This window comes from Sorangium sp. So ce367 (genome assembly GCF_051520455.1).
Classification (GTDB): Bacteria; Myxococcota_A; Polyangia; order Polyangiales; family Polyangiaceae; genus Sorangium; species Sorangium cellulosum_B.
In genome coordinates, this window is the sequence record NZ_CP150334.1 from 3,038,735 (window position 1) to 3,056,742 (window position 18,008).

An 18,008-nucleotide genomic window follows, 5' to 3' on the forward strand; every position below is an offset into this window, starting at 1 on the left:
CAGCAGCGCTAGACCGAGCGCGCTTCCCCTGCGTCGGCCGGAGCCGGAGCGGCGGCCTCGTCGACCACCGGCATCAGGGGCAAGTCCACGATGAACATCGCGCCCCGACCCTCACCGGCGCTCTCGGCGCGAACCTCTCCGCCGTGCATTCTCACCAGATCCTGCACGATCGAGAGCCCCAGGCCGAGCCCGCTGTGCCACCGGGTGGTCGAGCTGTTTGCACGGCGAAATTTGTCGAACACATGGGGGAGGAAATTCGCGCTTATCCCCTCGCCGGTATCGCTGATGCGGAGTTGGGTCTTTGCTCCCATCTCCTCCAGCGACACGGTCACGCGCCCGCCAGCGGGCGTGAATTTGACGGCGTTGCTCAGCAGATTGCTCACGATCTGCTCCAGGCGACCGCGATCGCCCCAGACCCGGCCGGTCGTCGAGCGGAGCGACAGCGAAATGCAAACTTCCTTCGCCTCCGAGGCTGGAGTTACAGAGTCGATGATCGCCTGGACGACCTCGGCCATGCTGACCAGCTGCCGCTTCAGCTCCACCTTGCCGCAGAGGATGGCGGAGACGTCGAGTAGCGTCTCGACGAGCTTCAGCTCGGCCATGCCGTTGCGCTCGATAACCTCGAGGCCGCGCTGCACCCTGGCTGCGTCGGGCTTGTCCGTGCGGAGAAGAATATGCGCCCAGCCGAGGATAGAGGTCAATGGCGTTCGCAGCTCATGGCCGAGCGTGCAGAGGAACTCGTCCTTCATCCGGTCGGCGGCCTCGGCCCTGGAGCGCGCCGCCTGCTCGCTGGCCAGCAGCTTCTCCCGCTCTTCCTCCGCCCGCTTGCGTTCGGTGATGTCCGTGGAGATGGCGCACACCGCATAGGGCTTGCCTTCCGCGTCGAACAGGGGGCACTTGACCGAGATATAGGTGTGCATCCCGTCGCCCTGCGGCACCACCTCCTCGGTCTCCAGGGGCTCCTGGGCCTCCAGCACCCGCCTGTCGAAAGAGCGGAATAGCTCGGCCTGCTCCGGGGGGAAGAGATCGTGGTCGGTCATGCCGACGATCGACTCGTTCGACGTGATCGACTCGTTCGACGCGTTCGACTCCACCGTCGCGCGGAACAGCTGCCTGAAACGGCGGTTGCTCAGCAGGTATCGGCCCTGCAGGTCCTTCACGTAGACCATGGCCGCCGAATTGTCGATGATTGCCTGCAGCATGCCCTGGCTTTCGCGCAATGTCTCCTCGGCCCGCTTGCGCTCGCCGTTCTCTTGTTTCAGGAGATCGTTGGCCGCCGCAAGCTCGGCCGTGCGCTCCTCCACTCTCCGCTCCAGCTTGTCGTGGGCGCACCGCAGCGCGGCCTCCAATCGCTCGCGCTCCTCGATTTCCCGCCGCAGCTTCACGTTCTGCGCCTCGAGCTCCGCGCGCATCGTGTACAGCTCCAGGTGTGTCTTGATCCGCACCAGGACCTCGTCGAGCTCCAGAGGCTTGATAACGTAATCGACGCCGCCGGCCTCGAACCCGGCCACCTTGTGGGACGTCTCTTCCAGCGCGGTCATGAAGATCACCGGAATGCCCTTGGTGCTTTCAGACGCTTTCAGGCGCCGGCACGTCTCGAAGCCGTTCATTCCCGGCATCAACACATCGAGCAGGATCAAATCGGGAGAAAGGAGCTCGGCCCGCTCCAGCGCGTCTTCACCATCTTGAGCGACCGCCACCCGAAAGCCTCGCTCTTCGAGCTGAGCGGCCGTCGCGGCCATGCTCTCCGGCACATCGTCGACCATCAGGATGGTATGCACGGGACACCAGGCTCTGAGGTTGTGTTCATTGGAGACGATGGCAACGTAGCGCCAGCGTGAACCGGTCGCGACAACCTTCTGACACATCCGCCCGCTATGGCTCTTCGCCTGGGCGCGCCCGCCATGGCCGGCGTTCGGGCTGCGCGGTCGGGGGAGCTGTCGTGATGCCGTACCGGAGCTGCGCCTGGAGCATACCGCGGAGCCGCTTGATCTGGAAGCTTCGCGCCACCGCGCGCACCTGCCCGCTCCACGCTCCGAGCTGCGGGTCGGCCTCCTCGAGCCGATCGAGCTCGTTCAGCACCTGGGAGACGAGCCCTCTGTCGGCCAGCTCGACGAGCCGAGCCAGCTCCTGGGCGGGTGGGGCGGGGAGCGCGCAGAGCTCCGCATCGGTCATGGCGGGCATGGGCACGGCCGCGCCCTGCCCCGCTCGGCGCCGCCACTCGAGCTGGAGCGTGCCTCGGAGCAGCTCCAGAAACGCGCCGGCCTGCACCGGCTTGGGCAGAAAGTCGTCGCATCCCGCGCTCAGGCTCTTGTGCCGCTCGGCCTCCGAGGTGCTGGCGGACGAGGCGATGATCGCGGTCCGGGCGAGCTCGGGCCTTTGCCGCAAGCGCCGTGTCGCCTCGTACCCGTCCATGCCTGGCATGGCCAGGTCCATCACGATGACGTCCGGCGTCCGGTCGAGGGCCAGCGCGAGCGCGCGCTCGCCGCCGTCGGCCTCCAGCAGCTCGAAGCCGAGCGGCTCCAGCAGGTCGCGCAGCAGCGCGCGGTTCTCGGCGTTGTCGTCCACCACGAGGATCGTGCGGCGCTCGCCCTCGTACCCGGTGATCGCCTCCCACGACAGCCCCGCGCGCCCCTCGGGCGCGGTCGCCTCGAGCAGCCGGAGCGTCGCCGTGAAGACCGTGCCTCGGCCGGGCTGGCTGTCGACCTCGATGCTGCCGCCCAGTCGCTCGATGAGCTTCTTCGTGATCGCCAGCCCCAGCCCTGTGCCCTCGGCGCGCCGCTCCTCGTCGCCGACCTGCTCGAAGGCCTCGAAGATGCGCCCGAGGTGCTCGGGGGCGATGCCCGGGCCGGTGTCCTCGATCTGGAAGCGCACCGTGCGCCATCGGTCCTCCGGCGGCTCCAGCACCTCGACGCGCAATGTCACCCCGCCCTGCTCGGTGAACTTGATGGCATTGCCCAGCAGGTTGAGCAGCACCTGCGTCAGCCGCTTCTCGTCGGCGCGCACCCCCAGCCGCTCGGGGCCGACACGCTCGTAAGCGAATGAGAGGCCCTTCTCCACGGCGCGCACCCGGCAGAGGTTGGCCACGGTCCGGAGGAGCGTGGGCAGGTCGACCTCGGTCGGGCGCACGTCCATCTTGCCGGCCTCGATCTTGGCCAGATCGAGCACGTCATTGATGAGGCCGAGCAGGTGCGTGCCGGCGGTGTGGATGACGCGGGCCGCGTCGGCGGCTTTGGGGGGCAGGTCGGGCAGCCGGCCGAGCAGCTGCGCATAGCCGAGGACGCTGTTGAGCGGCGTGCGCAGCTCGTGGCTCATGCTGGACAGGAACTCGCTCTTGGCGCGGCTGGCGAGGTCTGCCGCCTGCTTCGCGGCTGCCAGCTCGGCGGTGCGCTGCTCCACCTCGCGCGCCAGCCGCTCGCTGTAGGCCGAGAGCTCGGTGGAGAACGTGGCGTTCTCCACCGCCGTCGCCGCCAGCGCGCCGAGGAGCGTCACCAGCTCGACGCGGGCCTGGGGGAAGGCGTCCTCCACGCTCGGGTGCTCCAGGTACATCACCCCGGAGAGGCGCCCCTGGTGCACAAGCGGCACGGCGAGCACCGAGCCGGGCCGGCGGGCGAGCAGGTAAGGGTCCTCGTCGAAGCGGCTGTCGCACGCCGCCTGCCCGAGCACCACCGGCTCCTTGCCGCGCGCGACGTACTGCACGAGCGTCGCCGGCAGCCGCGTCGAGCCGGCGACAGGCTCGTCGAGCGCCAGCTCGACCTGCGGGGGATTGACGGTGAGCAGCGCGGCGATGACGAGCTCGCCGCCCTGCGTGAGGGCGAGCACGGCGCGCTCGGCGCCGGAGTACTCGGCGAGCAGGCGGAGCATGCGGCCGACGAGCGAGCCGAGGTTGCGGTCGCCGGAGAGCGCCTGCGCGGCGCGCAGCGCCGAGGCGATCTCCAGGTACGCGTGGAGCGCGCGATCGGTGATGGTCGTGCTCGTCGGCACGGACGCCCCATCCGGCGGCTCGTCCCCCGCGAGCGCCGGGCGGCCCGAAGCCGCGATGCTGTCCGGGTAGCGCCGGGCGAGCCGCGCGGCCGCCGCGCGTGCCCCCCAGCGCAGGTAGGCGTCGTGCGCGGCCGAGAGATAGGCGCGGGCCAGGGCGCGGTGCCCGCGGGCGAGGCGGTGCTCGCCGGCCAGGCGCAAGCCGAGCGCCTCCGTGTTGACCCGATCCTGGTCGCGGGCCTGCTCGATGGCCTGGTCGTACAGCCGCCCGGCCTCCTCGTGCTCTTCCCGGGCGCGAGCGCGGCCCGCCTCCATCAGCAGGCGCACGGCCTCGAAGCTCTCGGGGCAGCCCTGGGCCCAGAGGGCGAGGCGCGCGCCGTGAAAGGCCAGCCGATCCTCGAGCAGCGCGCGCCGCTCGGCGGTGGCGGTGGGGAGGGCGTGCGCTCCGGCGACGCAGAGCGCGAACGTCAGGGCGATGAGCATGGGAGTGCCCCACGAGACCTGCCACTCCGGCTCGACGACGAGGACCGCCTCGACCGCCCACGCGTCAGCGCCGAAATGGACCCCGGTCCACCCCGCCATGGCCATCGTGGCGGTCAGGAGCGCCATCGATTTCGCGTCCCGCGCGGGTCGCGCGATCTCCTCGAGCGTCCGGTCGACGGCGCGCGCGGCCTGGGCCTGTGAGAGCGCGGCGGCCGAGCGGGCAAGGATGTTCCGGAAGTCCATGGCCATCGGGTCGCGGTAGGCCATGCGGTCGAGGTCGCGGGTGACGCGATCGAGGTCATCTCCGGCGATCAGCTCGAACATCGCCCCCTGGATCTCGCTGAAGGCCTCGGCGACGAGGTCGCGCTCCTCGGCGGCGGTGCGCGCCGCGCGCGCGTACAGCTCCCTCATCTCCGGAGGCGGCGTCCAGTACATGGCGGCCACCGTGGCGTTGAAGCGCGCCGTGGCGCGCGCGACGTCGTACCGATCGACGAGCGCCAGCATGGGCTCGCTCAGCCGGCGCCCCAAAGGCAGCTTCCCCAGGAGGTAGGCCAGGAGCAACGCCGTGCACACGCAGCCCGCGAACGAGCTCTTCGTCAGCCCATACCGCAGCGTCTCCAGCGCGAGCATCGGCGAGCAGCACCGGCTCAGCGAGGGCATCCAGAACGAGGCGCAGGGCCCCAGCACCTCCAGGATCCTGCACCGCAGCGCGTGGGCGCGGTCGGTGCTCATTGGCAGCGCCTTCCAGTCCTCGACGGTCATGCGCTGCAGGGCGGGCTCGATCTCGGTGATGAGCGCGTCGAACAGCGCCTGCTGCTCCTCCTGGGTCGTCGGCAGCGGCCGCCCGAGCCACGCCATCGCCGAGAGGCCGAGCTCGATGCCCTGCGCGAAGCGGCCGGTGACATGAAGAAACACGATCAGGACGCTGGCCACGCGCGCGCGCTCGAGCGCGTCCCGCGATCGCTCCAGGCAGCGCTGAAAGAGCCGCTCCGCTTCGTCGACCCGCTCCGCGAGCCAGAGCGCCTCGGCCATGGCCAGGTGCACCTCGAAGGTCGTCTCCGGGGCCTCCGTCCACCCCTCCTCGCCCAGCTGCGACGCGGCCGTCCCGAGGAACGCCACGGCCTGCGCGTAGGCCGCGCTGGCCTTGGCCCGCTGCCCCGCGCGCAGGTTCTGCTCCGAAAGATCGCGCTTCTCCTGGGCGTCCGTCAGCCGCTCGGCGGCCCGGTTGCGGTGGTAGAGCGTCGCGAACAGCTCCCCATCGGCGCACGCGACGCCGTACCGAGCCCGCAGCGCTCGGCCGATCCACAGGTGCAGCGACAGCCGCTGCTCTGCCGTGAGCGCCTCGTAGGCGGCCTGCTGGACCCGGTCGTGCACGAAGGCGTAGGCCTCGTGCCCCCGATCGGCCTCGTGCACCAGGAGCCCCTCGCGCGCCGCCTCCGCCAGGAGGGCGCTGACCGTCTCCGCCTCTTGCCCCAAAAGGTGCGCCAAGAGCTCCGCGTCGAACCGGTCGCCGGCGCACGCCGCCGTCTGCAGCGCCCGCTGCAGCTCGGGCGACAGCCGCTCTAGCCTGCGGGTCAGCAGCGCGACGACGTTGTCCGTGATCCCCGCCCGCTCGATCGCCTCTCGCTGCCATTGCCACCGCCCCGTCTCCGCGTCGCGCGAAAGCAGCTTCCGCTCGTGCAAGAGCTGCAGAGACTGCCCGACGAAGAACGGGCTGCCGTCCGTCTTGTCCTTGACCAGCCGCGAGAGCTCCTCCACCTCGGCCTCGGGCCGATCGAGCATGTCCGCCACCATCGCCGCGACCGCTTCCGCGCCGAGCGGCGAAAGCGTGATCCGTCCGGTCACGGCGCCCGGGGCCGCGGAGGCCGAGAGCAGCGCGTTCAACGGGTGCTCCGGGCTCACCGCCTCGTCCCGGTAGGCCCCCACCACGAGCAGGTGCTGGCCCGCGGGCTCGTTCAGCAGCTCACCCAGGAGCGCCAGCGACGCCGCATCGGCCCACTGCAGGTCATCGATGAACAGCGCCAGCGGGTGCTCGGCCGTGGCCAGCGTCCGCACGAAGCGCAGCACCGTCGTCTGGAAGCGGAGCTTGGCCTCCATCGGCCCGAGCTCGACCAGCGGCTTCGGCTCGCCCAGGATGTGCACGAGCTCGGGCATGAGCTCGACGAGGATCTGCCCGTTCGGCCCCGCGGCTTCCTGAAAGGCCTGCCTCCAGCGCTCCAGCACCTCGGCCGGGTCCGCCAGCCGCCGCCGCACCACCGACCGCAGCGCCTGCGCCAGCGCCGCGTACGGCGTGCTGCGCTGCAGCTGGTCGAACTTGCCGGCGGCGAAGATCCCCCGCCGCGCGCGCACCTGGCCCTGCAGCGCCTGCACAAGCGCCGACTTGCCCACGCCCGACGGCCCTGCCACCAGCGCCAGGACCGTCGCGCCGCCGCACGCCTGGTCGAACAGCGCCGCGAGCGCGGCGCTCTCGCGCTCCCGACCGAACAGGCGCGAGGGGGCTCGGACCCGATCGTCCCAGTCGCGCTTCGCCAGCGGAAACGGCGCCACGGTCCCCGTCTCGACCCAGGCCCGCGCGGCCCGCTCCAGATCCCAGGCCGCGCCGCTCGCCGTCTGGTAGCGGTCCTCGGGCCTCTTGGCCATCAGCTTGAGCACGATCGCGCTCACGGCCTCGGGGATGCTCCGCTCCGGCGCCCGCTCGTGCGGGGGCACCGGCGCCCGGGCGATGTGCGCGTGGATCAGCTCGAGCGCGTCGGTCGCGTCGAAGGGCAGCGCGCCGGTCAGCAGCTGGTAGAGCGTGGCGCCCAGCGCGTACAGGTCCGCCCGGGCGTCCGGCGCTCGGTTCATTCGGCCCGTCTGCTCGGGCGCCATGTACGCCAGCGTTCCGGAGACCGCCTCCGGCGACCTCTGCGCGGCGAGCTGGGGCGTCCACCAGGTCGCGAGCCCGAAGCCGATCAAGCAGGCGCGCGTCTGCTCGGCGTCGACCAGGATGTTGTCCGGCTTGATGTCGCGGTGGAGGACGCCGCGCCGGTGCACCTCGCCCAGGCTGCGCGCAACCGCGGCGCCCAGGCGCAGCGCGCCCCCCACCGGCAGCGGGCCCTGGTCGAGCACGCGCGCCAGCGAGGCATCGACCCAGGGCTCCAGCACGGGGACCGGCTTCGCGAGCGCGCGCGGAGTCGGCGGCTCGCCGCAGGGAGCTTTCGGCATCGCTGGCGCGCCGCTCCTGGACTCGGCCGCTCGCGCGACGCACGTATCCGTGTGCAGGACCTCCCCCGTAACGTAGTCCATGTCGAATTCTCGACGACGCGAGGGCGCTTGTCACTCGTTATCGTGAATGAGCTCGATCGGACGCGCTGGTGTCGAGGGTCTGGTCGGGAATGGCTGCGCCGCACAAGAGAGTTGTGCCGGCCAGCGAGTCCATCAGCAGGGGGTGGTGGAGGAAATCCCCCACCCTGCCGGGATGATGAGCCGCCGAGCGCGCCAAGGACGCCAGGCGCTCCGAGAGGGCTCAGGCCGTCTCGAGGAACTTGCGCACCTGGGACTCGATCGCGCTGCCGGGCACGATGAAGGGCTTGTCCGTGATATCCACGGAGAAGCTCTGAGCCGAGACGGCATACGTCCCCTTCACCGTCCCCGCCGGCGTCGGCACCGAGAAGTCGCCCTTGCCCTCGTTGCCCGTGAACTTGCCGCCGGCCTTCTCGATCGCCGTCTTGGCCTTCGCGACGATGTCTTGAGAGGATCCGCTGAAGGGGACTGAGAAGCTGTGCTTTGCCATGTCGTCTCCTGGGGTGCTCGATCGCCATCCTGGTACGGCGCGAGTGCGGCGGAGGTTAGTGCGGCCTCGCCACGGGTACCAGCGCGAACTTGCTGGGCCTTCCGCGCGCAGCAGATCGCGCGGGAACGCCGCGCGCCGCAGGGCCGCGCGGGATGGCGGGTGATGGCGGGCTGCGCGCCGCTGGCTGGCGAAGGTCGACGGGACGGCCGCCGCGACGCCTCGAACCCGCGCGTCGGGAAGGATTGCGCTTGACAAGACGGACGGAATCGCCGCTTTCTATGCGCCGATTGCTCCCAGTCGTGAACCGAGGACTTATGAAGGACCTTTTTCTCAAGCAGTCGATCCTCCGCCGAGCGGGGCGGGTGTCCGCGCTCGCGCTCGCGCTCGGGCTGAGCGCTGGATGCGTGGTCACGCAGGGCCCCGGCGCGGGGGCCGCCCCTCCTGGCGGCGCGGGCCCCGGCGCGGGCGGTGACGCGAGCGCCGCGGGGGGCTCCACGCCCGCGCAGACCAACCTGCTCAAGGCATCCAACTTCGACGACAACAAGAGCCTGCCCTGGACCACCTCGTTCACCGCGCCTGGCGCGGGCAGCGCCGAGGTGAAGAAGGGGGCCTATTGCGTCACGGTGACGAACAAGGGGTCAAACAACTGGGACGCCCAGTTCCGCCACCGGGAGATGGTGATCCAGAAGGGGCACAGCTACACCCTCGAGTACAAGGCCTGGGCGTCCTCGCCCACGAAGGCGCGCCCGAAGGTCGGCATGTCGGGGCCGCCTTACGAGGAGTACTGGTCGGACACCGTGATCCTCGGGACCGAGCCGAAGACCTTCTCCGGCAAGTTCACGATGGGGAAGGCCGATGACGCCACGGCGGAGCTCGCGTTCCACATCGGCGGCGCCATGGCGTCGGCCAAGGAGCCGTTCGAGGTCTGCATCGACGACATCCGCCTGGACGACCCCCAGTTCAAGGCCGCCGCGCCCGTGGCCGAGGCCGCGGCGCCGAAGGTCGCCGTGAACCAGGTCGGGTATCTGCCCGGCGCCATCAAGATCGCCACCGTGAACAGCGCGGCGACCGCGCCGGTCGCCTGGGATCTGCTCGACGCCTCCGGCAAGTCGGTCGCCCACGGCCAGACCAAGGTCTTCGGAAAGGACGCCGCCTCCGGCGATCACGTCCACCTCGTCGACTTCACGGCCGTCAAGGCGCCTGGCCAGGGCTACGTGCTCAAGGTGGGTGAGGACAAGAGCTTCCCGTTCGACATCGGAACGGGCCTTTACCAGAAGCTCAAGTACGACGCGCTCGCGTATTTCTACCACAACCGGAGCGGCATCGAGATCAAGATGCCGTTCGCCGGCAAGCCCGAGCTGGCGCGCCCGGCGGGGCACCTCCACGACAAGAGCACGCGCTGCCTGAAGGACAGCGGCTGCGACTATGCGCTCGACGCGTCCCGCGGCTGGTACGACGCCGGCGACCACGGCAAGTACGTCGTCAACGGCGGTATCTCGGTGTGGACGCTGCTCAACTGGTACGAGCGCACGAAGCACATCGGCGCCTCGAGCGCCGACTTCGCGGACGGCAAGCTCAACATCCCCGAGGGCAAGAACGGCGTGCCCGACATCCTCGACGAGGCGCGCTGGGAGCTCGAGTTCCTGATGGGCATGCAGGTGCCGGAAGGCAAGCCGCTCGCCGGCATGGTCCACCACAAGATGCACGACGAGTCGTGGACGGGCCTCGGCCTCGCGCCGCACGAGGACAAGCAGGCGCGCTTCCTCCACAAGCCGAGCACCGCGGCGACGCTCAACGTGGCGGCCACGGGGGCGCAGTGCGCGCGAATCTGGAAGACGGTGGACGCGGCGTTCTCGGCCAAGTGCCTGAAGGCCGCCGAGCGCGCCTGGGCGGCGGCGAAGCAGAACCCGGCCCTCTACGCGCCGCCCGGCGGCGACAAGGGCGGCGGGCCCTACGACGACAAGGACGCCAAGGACGAGTTCTACTGGGCCGCGGCGGAGCTCTTCGTCACGACGGGGAAGCCGGAATATAAGCAGTTCCTGCAGGCCTCGCCGCTCAACGCGCGGTTCCCGATGGAGATCTACTGGGGGGTCACGGACGGGCTCGGCCAGATCTCGATGGCGATCGTGCCCGGCCACGTGGACGCGGCGTGGCAGCAGCAGATCCGCGGCCGCATCGCGAAGGCGGCCGACCAGTACCTCGCCATCGCGGACAAGGAGGGGTACCGGACGCTCGTCGCTCGGACGCCTGAAGGCAAGTACGACTGGGGCTCGAACTCGGCCGTGCTGAACAACATGCTCGTGGTGGCGCTCGCCCACGACTTCACCAAGCAGCCGAAGTACCTCGACGGCGTGGTGCTGGGCATGGACTACATCCTCGGGCGCAACCCGCTCGGGCAGTCGTACGTGACCGGCTACGGCGACAAGCCGCTCGAGAACCCGCACCACCGGTTCTGGGCGCACCAGGCGAACAGCAAGTACCCGAAGGCGCCGCCCGGCGCGGTCTCCGGCGGCCCGAACTCCTCGCTCCAGGATCCTTACGTCCAGAGCGCCGGCCTCAAGGGGTGCGTCGCGCAGCGGTGCTTCGTGGACAACATCGAGGCCTGGAGCGTGAACGAGATCACGATCAACTGGAACGCGCCGCTCGCGTGGGTGACCGGCTTCCTCGACGAGAAGGCGAAGCCATAGCCGCGTTGGCCGAGGGCGGGGTCTTTTGAACCGCCAAGTGCGCCAAGGACGCCAAGAGAAACACAATAATCTTGGCGTCTTGTGGCGCCTTGGCGGTTCCATCCTTCCGGCAGGGTGGGGGAGTTCCCCCACCGCCTGACGGCAGGCTCCGCCGGCCGCGGTGCAGCCGCCGGCGCGCCGGTGGTACCATCCGCTTGGTCCTCGTGGAGCTCCGACCCGACGCCGTCATCGCGGACAAGCTGCACCTGCTGAGGCCTCTCGGGCAGGGCGGGATGGGCGTCGTGTGGGCGGCGCGGCACCTCGCCCTCGACACCGACGTCGCGGTGAAGTTCATCCGCCCCGAGCGGGCGGCGGAGCGTCCTGCCCTCGTCGCGCGCTTCCAGCGCGAGGCGAGGGCCACGGCGCGGATCGCGCACCCGCACGTGGTGCAGGTCATGGACTACGGCGTCGTCGACGGCGCCGTGCCGTACCTCGTGATGGAGCTCCTGCGCGGCTTCTCGCTGGCCGAGCTCCTCGAGCGCGGCGGCCGCCTCAGTTTCGCCACCGCGAGGTCGCTCGTGCGGCAGGTGGGGAGCGCGCTCGAGAGCGCCCACGAGCTCGGCATCGTGCACCGCGACATCAAGCCCCACAACGTCTTCATCACGGAGGGGGGCCAGGGATACCCGCTCTTCGTCAAGGTGCTCGACTTCGGCGTCGCGAAGGTGGCGGGCGACGCGGCGGTGCCGGCGGCGAACCCCGCGCTCACCGAGACCGGGATGGTGATCGGATCGGCCCCGTACATGAGCCCCGAGCAGCTCGAGGGGAGCAAGGACGTCGATCTCCGCTCCGATCTCTGGTCGCTCGGCGTCATCCTCTACGAGGCGCTGACCGGCGCGCAGCCGTTCCAGGGCAGCTCGTTCGTCTCCGTCGGCGCGGCGGTCCTGAAGGGGAGGTTCCGCCCCGCAAGCGAGCAGAGGCCGGGCCTGCCGGCGTCGATCGACGACTGGTTCTCCAAGGCGCTCTCCGTCGATCCGACCTGCCGATTCCAGTCGGCGCGCGAGATGGTCGATGCGTTTCCGAGCCTGGAGGTCCGGACGGCGGACGTCGACGCCCCCGCGGGCCGCCATCACCCGGCCGCGTTCGCCACGACCGTGGCCGCGCCGGTCGCCCTTCTGGGCGCGCCCCACGGCGCCGACGAGCTCGCGAGAGAGCCTGTCACCTCAGGCACGCTCGCGAGCTCGAGCGCGCTCGCGGGCGACCCTGTGACGGCGGCCCCTGTCCCTGACACCGCGGCTGGCCACACCGTGCTCCACCAGCGCGCCGCGGAGCGGCCCGCGGCGCGGGGCCGCGGAGGCGGCGAGCGCGCGCGAGAGAGGCGCCTCCGCCGCGCCGCGCCGCTCGCCGCCGCCGCGTGCGCCGCGTGCGCGGGGGGGTACCTCTTCCTGCGCGAGCCGTCGGCCGGATCGGGCGGCTGCCCGGCCGGCATGGTGCTCGTCGAAGGCACCGAGTTCCAGATGGGCTCCGACGCGGACGCGGAGACGCCCAGCGACGAGACGCCGCGACATGGCGTGACCGTGGGTCGGTTCTGCCTCGACGTCACCGAGGTGACGGTGAAGGCCTACTCGGACTGCGAGGCCTGCGCTCGCCCGCAGAAGACCGTCGAGTCGGAGGGGCTCACGCCCAGCGGCCGCTCCTTCTGGAGCCAGTTCTGCAACGGCCCCGAGGCGCTGGACCACCCCATCAACTGCGTCGATTGGTACCAGGCGAAGGCGTATTGCGCCGCCTCCGGCAAGCGGCTGCCCACCGAGGCGGAGTGGGAGCTCGCGGCGCGCGGCGAGGACGCTCGGACCTACCCCTGGGGCCACGCGCCTCCCTCGGGCGAGCGCCTCAACGCCTGCGGGCCCGAGTGCAGCCGGATGCTGACGGAGCGGCTGGAGAAGGTAGGGAAGGGGCCGTGGCCTCGCATGTACAACGACGGCGACGCGGCCCCGGCGACCGCCCCCGTCGGACGATCGCCGGCCGGGAGATCGCCCGCCGGCGCCCTGGACCTGGCCGGCAACGTCTGGGAGTGGACCGAGAGCCATTATTGCCCTTACGACAGGGACGATTGCGACGACTCCCGCCGTGTGCTCCGCGGCGGCGGGTGGGATACGGTCGAGAGCCAGTATGTGCGCTCCGCACACCGCCGCCCGAGCGCTTCCACGGCGCGCGGCTGGAGCATCGGCTTCCGCTGCGCCAAGGACCCCTAGTACTACAGCCGCACCTCGACATCGATCTAGTTGGACCCAGGATCCGCCCATGGATCCGGGGGCAAGCGGGCTGCCAGCAGCGGCCGCGTGGGACGCGCTGGCAGCAGATTTTGAGGCATTTCACGCGCGATTCGCGGGGCTGTTCGCGCGCAGCGAGCCGCGCGAACAGGCGATCAAGTACGTGCGCTCGCTGATGGGGCCGGTGGCGCGCCGGAACGGTTGGCAGCTGGCCGAGGCCATCGGGGATCCGACGCCCGATCGCGTGCAGCGGCTGATGTACAGTGCGGACTGGAGCGCGGACGCGGCGCGCGATCTGCTGATGGACTTCACGATCGAGCAGTTCGGCGATCCGCAGGGCATCGGCGTACTGGACGAAACGGGCTTCCTTAAGAAAGGCACCAAGTCCGTCGGCGTTGCGCGGCAATACAGTGGGACGGCAGGCAAGATCGAGAACTGCCAGATCGGTGTGTTCCTCAGCTACAACGGCCCACGTGGACATGTGATCCTTGACCGTCGTCTTTACTTGCCAGGATCGTGGTGCAGCGATCCGGAGCGGAGGCAGGACGCTCACGTTCCGGAGGATGTCGCGTTCCGGACCAAGCCGCAGCTGGCGATGCAGATGCTGCATGGCGCCTGGCAGCGAGGTGTACCGATGGCGTGGGTCGCCGGCGATGAAGTCTACGGGGACGACCCCGTGCTTCGCGATGGCATCGCCGCGCAGGGCCATCGGTATGTTCTCGCGGTCGTCTCGAGCACGCCGGTGTGGCCCGAGCGACCGGAGGTTGCGGAGCCCCCTACCGAACGCGAACACCCTCGTGGTCCGCTCCGCACGCGCACTCGTCTTGCACCGGGCGCGCCGCACGCCTCCACTGTGGCGAAGGTGGTCGCGCAGTGGTCGCCGAAGCAATGGCATCGCCTTGCCGTCCATCAAGGCGAGAAGGGACCCATCGAGTACGACTGGGCCCGCGCGCGCGTCGTCGACAGTCGTCGGCGCTTACCGACCGACGAGATCTGGCTCCTGGCTCGCCGCTCGGTCTCGAATCCGTCTGAAGTGGCCTACTACCTGTCCAACGCTGGAGCCGCCACGCCGCTGGCAACGCTCGCGCACGTGGCCTCCACGCGTTACACGATCGAGCAGTGCTTCGAGGAGGCGAAGGATGACGTCGGCCTCGACCACTACGAGGTCCGCACGTGGCCGAGCTGGCATCGGTACATCACGCTCGGGATGATGGCCCTGGCGTGGTTGGCTTTCGTGCGCGCGAAGCTTCCCGCGGAGGGCGCGTTCCCGTACGCCCCGGCGATGAGCCCCGAGTTCGTGCCCAAAGCGGCGCGCCCGGGGCCGGGAAAGAACGCCGAGCGCATGCAGAAGGCGGCGCTTGACACGTCGGGGAAAAAAAGCGCGCCACGCCCGAAGAAAGCGACGCTCCGCCGACGCTGGCGCCCTGGAGCATTCCCGAAGTCCGTCGCCTAATGGAGCTGGTGCTTCCGTTGCCCGCCCATTCGCCCGAGTTCCGATGGGCATGGTCATGGTGGCGACGCCGAAAGCGCGCTCAGGCTCGCGCCTGCTGCTACCGGCGCCGCCGCAACCGGCCGAGCGCCCGCGCCCGGGCTCCCTAACCGCGGCTGTAGTACTAGAACACCGATCACGTTGAAACCCGGAGAATTTTCACAGGGAGGCGAGGAGGCGGGGAGGAAGAAAGAATGAAGTTCTTTCTCTTGCCGTCTCTCGCTCCCCGCCTCCCCGTCTCCCTGTGAATTCCTGCTTTTTCTCGTGGTTTCAACCCATTTGTCGCTCTAGAAGATCGGGAGTTCGCTGTCGGTCGAGGCGGGCACGATGCGCCGTGAGTCCCAGTGCTCGACGATGGCGCCGTCGTCGACGCGGAACAGGTCATATATACCGTAGGCGCCTCCGCCGCGCGACACTTCGGAGAGGGTGAATACGAAGTTTCCATCGGCGACGACGTGATGCACCTTGTGGTAGGTGAGGTAGTCCCTCTCCACGTACTCGATGAGCGCCGCGGGGCCGGTCGCTGTGGCATAGCGGTGCTCGACGTAGCTCGCGTCAAGGAACTCGGATACGCGCGCGTGCTCCCCGTCGACGAGCACGGCGTCGATGAAGCTCAGCGCGAGCGCGCTGTTCTGCGCCGTGAGCGCCTCGTCCTCGATCTCCGTCGGGCCGGCGGCATCCGAAGCCTCGGCCGTGTTGGAGTCCCAGTGCTCCACGATCTTATCGTCTTTGACGCGGTACATGTCGAAGATCACGCCGGCGTCCGAGTAGCGGCCATGCACGACCACCAGGTCGCACTCGGCCAGCGTGCGCAGGCGCTCGTAGCCGAACCCCAGCGACGCGACTTCATAGCTCATCAGGGTCCTGAACGCCGCGAGGTCGCTCGGCGCCCCCGGATGGTGCCGGAGGTACGGGTCGGCCCAGTAGCGATCGACCGCCGTGACATCCTTGTCGACGAGCAGCTCGTCGAGGGCCTGCCCGACGAGGGCCTTGTTCGCGCGCGCGAGCTCCGGATCACAGCCGCTTCCCCCCGCACCGCCCCCACCGACGCCGGCTGGGCTGCCGCCGCCCGCGCCGCCGCTCGCCGCCATCATCGTGTCACTGGCGGCGCCGCCGCGTCCGTCCGGAGGGTCGTCCCGCTCCCCGGAGCACGCCACGAAGAAGCAGATTGCTGCCAGTCCGAGCCAAGGAGCGAAATGCATTGATACCGCGTATCGCATCGCGCGCCGGGAGGCAATCCGCGGCGCGCGGACCTCGAATCGATCTCGCCCTCGCCGCGCCAGCCCACGGGCTGCCTCCGCGGCGCGTCGCGCGCTGATCCGTGACATGTCACGCTCGATCCGTGACATGTCACGCTCGATCCGTGACATGTCACGCTCGGGCATGACTGCTCGCCTCGCGCGGCGGAGCGAGCGCCGGGCGCCGGGCGAGGCGGTCGCTCGGGGACCAATCCCCGGCGACAAGGAGATGCTCTCAGCGCGGCGTAGGCAATGATCCACAGCCGAGTGAACCCGTTGAATCTGTTCGTTTATATAGGCGGATCCGTACCTTTTGTACGTTGTGTCGACTGCCGGTCGTCGGCGGAAAATTCTGGGTCGGAATGGCTTTGCGCGGGCTATCGTCCCGCCTCCTCCTCCCGTCTTCATCTCTCGTCCGGCGTGCGCGTGCGCACGTGCCCTCGCGTCCGCGGCGTCGTCGAAGCACGAGCCACGCTCGCGCGCCCTCGTTGAGCGATCGCCACCCCGCGTCCCGAGCTCACCCACCAGGAATGGAACTTGCTCTGGGCCTCGCTGCGCTCGCAACTCCGCGAGCGCGTTGTCCGCTGCGCAGCCCGGCACGTCGATCGCGATTGCGGCCGGGCGCGGCGCTTCTTTCAGTCCCGTGTTGAGACGCAGGAGAAGAGCATGATTTCTCGACGAAAACTGTTGACGGGCGCCGGCGCGCTCGCCGCCGCAGCGGCGTTGCCTGGCCGGCCCGCCTGGGCAGATGGCCCGGTGGGGGAGTCCTGGGCCCCGTATCCGAGCGTGGCCACGTGGGGTGGGCCGAAGAAGATCCTCGAGATCTTCCTCTACGGGGGGCTCTCCGCGTGGGAGTCGTTCCATGTCGATCTGCGAGATACCCTGTTCAAAGAGAACCTGCTCAGCGCATTCAATTCGACGGCGCTGCTGACGCACTGCGGAAGTACCCAAACTGGAGCGACCGTGCAGACGCTCGGGGGGATGAAATGGAGCGTCGCGACGTCCCCCCTGTGGAGCCGGCCCGACCTCCTGGCCCGTACGCGCGTCGTCACGATGACGCACGAGTTCTCCGCGCATCCTGTGGCGATCCCGCTCGCGCTCACGGGACGTCCTCTGGGCGATGCGCGCGCGGCGAGCCTCGGGGCCGCGATCAAGCGCCGCCACCCGGAACAGCACACATCCTACGTCCTGATGCCCGACAGCGGGCGCTTCTTCGGCGGAGACGACAAGGCGTTCTCCGCGTGGCTCTCGGTCGGCGCGCACGGCTCCGCGGCGCGGCCCGTGCTCGTCCCCATGAGCTCCGGCGTGAGCGAGATGGCCGACTGGGCCTCGCGGACCGGCGTCAACGCGGGAGCCGATGTGCTGACGAGCTACTACGCCGACCTCTATGAGACCAACCTCGACGGATCTCGATCTCGCGGGTACGGCGCTTACAGGGCCGCGCTCGACAGCCTGCCCGGGAGCCCGAGCCTCACGGGCGTGTTCAACTCGAGCCTCCGCGGCGAGGGCGCGTCGCTCGCGCATTGCTCGACGAACGTGCGCCAACCTGGAACGCCGTTCAACACGACGGCGGCATGCCTCGATATGGCGGCGTGGCTCTTCAACACGAAGGACACGCGTTACGTGGGCATGGTCGATGTCGGCCTCGGAACTGACACCTTTGCCGCTTACGACGGCCACGGGCATACCGCCGGCGTGACGTTCGGCAACTTGTTTCTGCTCCTCAAGGAGCTGTCTCGGGTGACGAGCACGGCCACGCCGCAGGCGAACCGCATCAGCGTCGACGACACGCTGATCATCCTCAACACGGAGTTCGGCCGCACCCCGGACCCGGAAGGAATCGCCGGCACGGGCCGCAACCACTACGGTCGAGGCTACGTGGTCGTGCTCATCGGTGGTCCCATCCAGCCCACGGCCTCGGGGGAGCCGAAGCTGATCGGCACCATGGACTGGACGGCTGGTCCTCCGGCCGGCAGATACACGCCGGCCAACCTCGCGTGCGTGGCCCTCACCGCGGCCGGCATCGATCCGCACGGCACGGACAACTTTGCGTTCCAAGAGCTGCCGCCGGGGATGCCGTCGTCGTACGAGCAGCCGTTCTTCCAGGCGTGA

Annotated in this window: 8 protein-coding genes; 4 read left to right on the forward strand and 4 right to left on the reverse strand. The window is 69.9% G+C overall.

Annotated elements, in window-relative coordinates:
* Positions 1-8 precede the first annotated feature (8 nt).
* The 3 genes from WME97_RS11880 to WME97_RS11890 all read right to left on the reverse strand — a co-directional run bounded on the left by WME97_RS11880 (position 9) and on the right by WME97_RS11890 (position 8,236).
* A complete protein-coding gene (locus tag WME97_RS11880; RefSeq protein WP_437552017.1) occupies positions 9-1,781 on the reverse strand; it encodes an ATP-binding protein in 1,773 nt (590 codons plus the stop codon).
* Between the two features lie 94 nt (positions 1,782-1,875).
* The gene (locus WME97_RS11885; RefSeq protein WP_437552018.1) at positions 1,876-7,749 is read right to left on the reverse strand and encodes an AAA family ATPase; all 5,874 of its coding nucleotides are present in this window, start codon (positions 7,747-7,749) and stop codon (positions 1,876-1,878) included.
* Positions 7,750-7,969: 220 nt separating this feature from the next.
* On the reverse strand, positions 7,970-8,236 hold the full coding sequence (locus WME97_RS11890) for a hypothetical protein (protein WP_437552019.1): 267 nt from the start codon (positions 8,234-8,236) through the stop codon (positions 7,970-7,972).
* A gap of 314 nt (positions 8,237-8,550) precedes the next feature.
* Between WME97_RS11890 and WME97_RS11895 the strand changes: the two genes are divergently transcribed.
* The 3 genes from WME97_RS11895 (at position 8,551) to WME97_RS11905 (ending at position 14,622) form a co-directional block, all read left to right on the forward strand.
* Entirely contained in the window at positions 8,551-10,923 is a 2,373-nt protein-coding gene (locus WME97_RS11895) for a glycoside hydrolase family 9 protein (RefSeq protein ID WP_437552020.1), read from the forward strand.
* Positions 10,924-11,126: 203 nt separating this feature from the next.
* Positions 11,127-13,151, forward strand: coding sequence for a bifunctional serine/threonine-protein kinase/formylglycine-generating enzyme family protein (locus tag WME97_RS11900; RefSeq protein WP_437552021.1), 2,025 nt, complete (start codon positions 11,127-11,129; stop codon positions 13,149-13,151).
* A 49-nt stretch (positions 13,152-13,200) separates the two neighbouring features.
* Positions 13,201-14,622: an IS701 family transposase gene (locus tag WME97_RS11905; RefSeq protein WP_437544868.1), complete on the forward strand. Its 1,422-nt coding sequence runs from the start codon at positions 13,201-13,203 to the stop codon at positions 14,620-14,622.
* A 323-nt stretch (positions 14,623-14,945) separates the two neighbouring features.
* Here WME97_RS11905 and WME97_RS11910 read toward each other — a convergent pair whose 3' ends face one another.
* Positions 14,946-16,043: a nuclear transport factor 2 family protein gene (locus WME97_RS11910; protein ID WP_437552022.1), complete on the reverse strand. Its 1,098-nt coding sequence runs from the start codon at positions 16,041-16,043 to the stop codon at positions 14,946-14,948.
* A gap of 519 nt (positions 16,044-16,562) precedes the next feature.
* Here WME97_RS11910 and WME97_RS11915 point away from each other — a divergent pair.
* Positions 16,563-18,008, forward strand: a complete 1,446-nt coding sequence (locus WME97_RS11915; protein WP_437552023.1) for a DUF1501 domain-containing protein — start codon at positions 16,563-16,565, stop codon at positions 18,006-18,008.

Excerpts from the sequence above, each read along its gene's own strand:
- WME97_RS11910 (WP_437552022.1), bottom strand. The coding sequence starts at position 16,043 with ATGCCCGAGCGTGACATGTCACGGATCGAGCGTGACATGTCACGGATC.
- WME97_RS11885 (WP_437552018.1), bottom strand. The coding sequence starts at position 7,749 with ATGGACTACGTTACGGGGGAGGTCCTGCACACGGATACGTGCGTCGCG.
- WME97_RS11915 (WP_437552023.1), top strand. The coding sequence starts at position 16,563 with ATGATTTCTCGACGAAAACTGTTGACGGGCGCCGGCGCGCTCGCCGCC.
- WME97_RS11895 (WP_437552020.1), top strand. The coding sequence starts at position 8,551 with ATGAAGGACCTTTTTCTCAAGCAGTCGATCCTCCGCCGAGCGGGGCGG.
- WME97_RS11905 (WP_437544868.1), top strand. The coding sequence starts at position 13,201 with ATGGATCCGGGGGCAAGCGGGCTGCCAGCAGCGGCCGCGTGGGACGCG.
- WME97_RS11890 (WP_437552019.1), bottom strand. The coding sequence starts at position 8,236 with ATGGCAAAGCACAGCTTCTCAGTCCCCTTCAGCGGATCCTCTCAAGAC.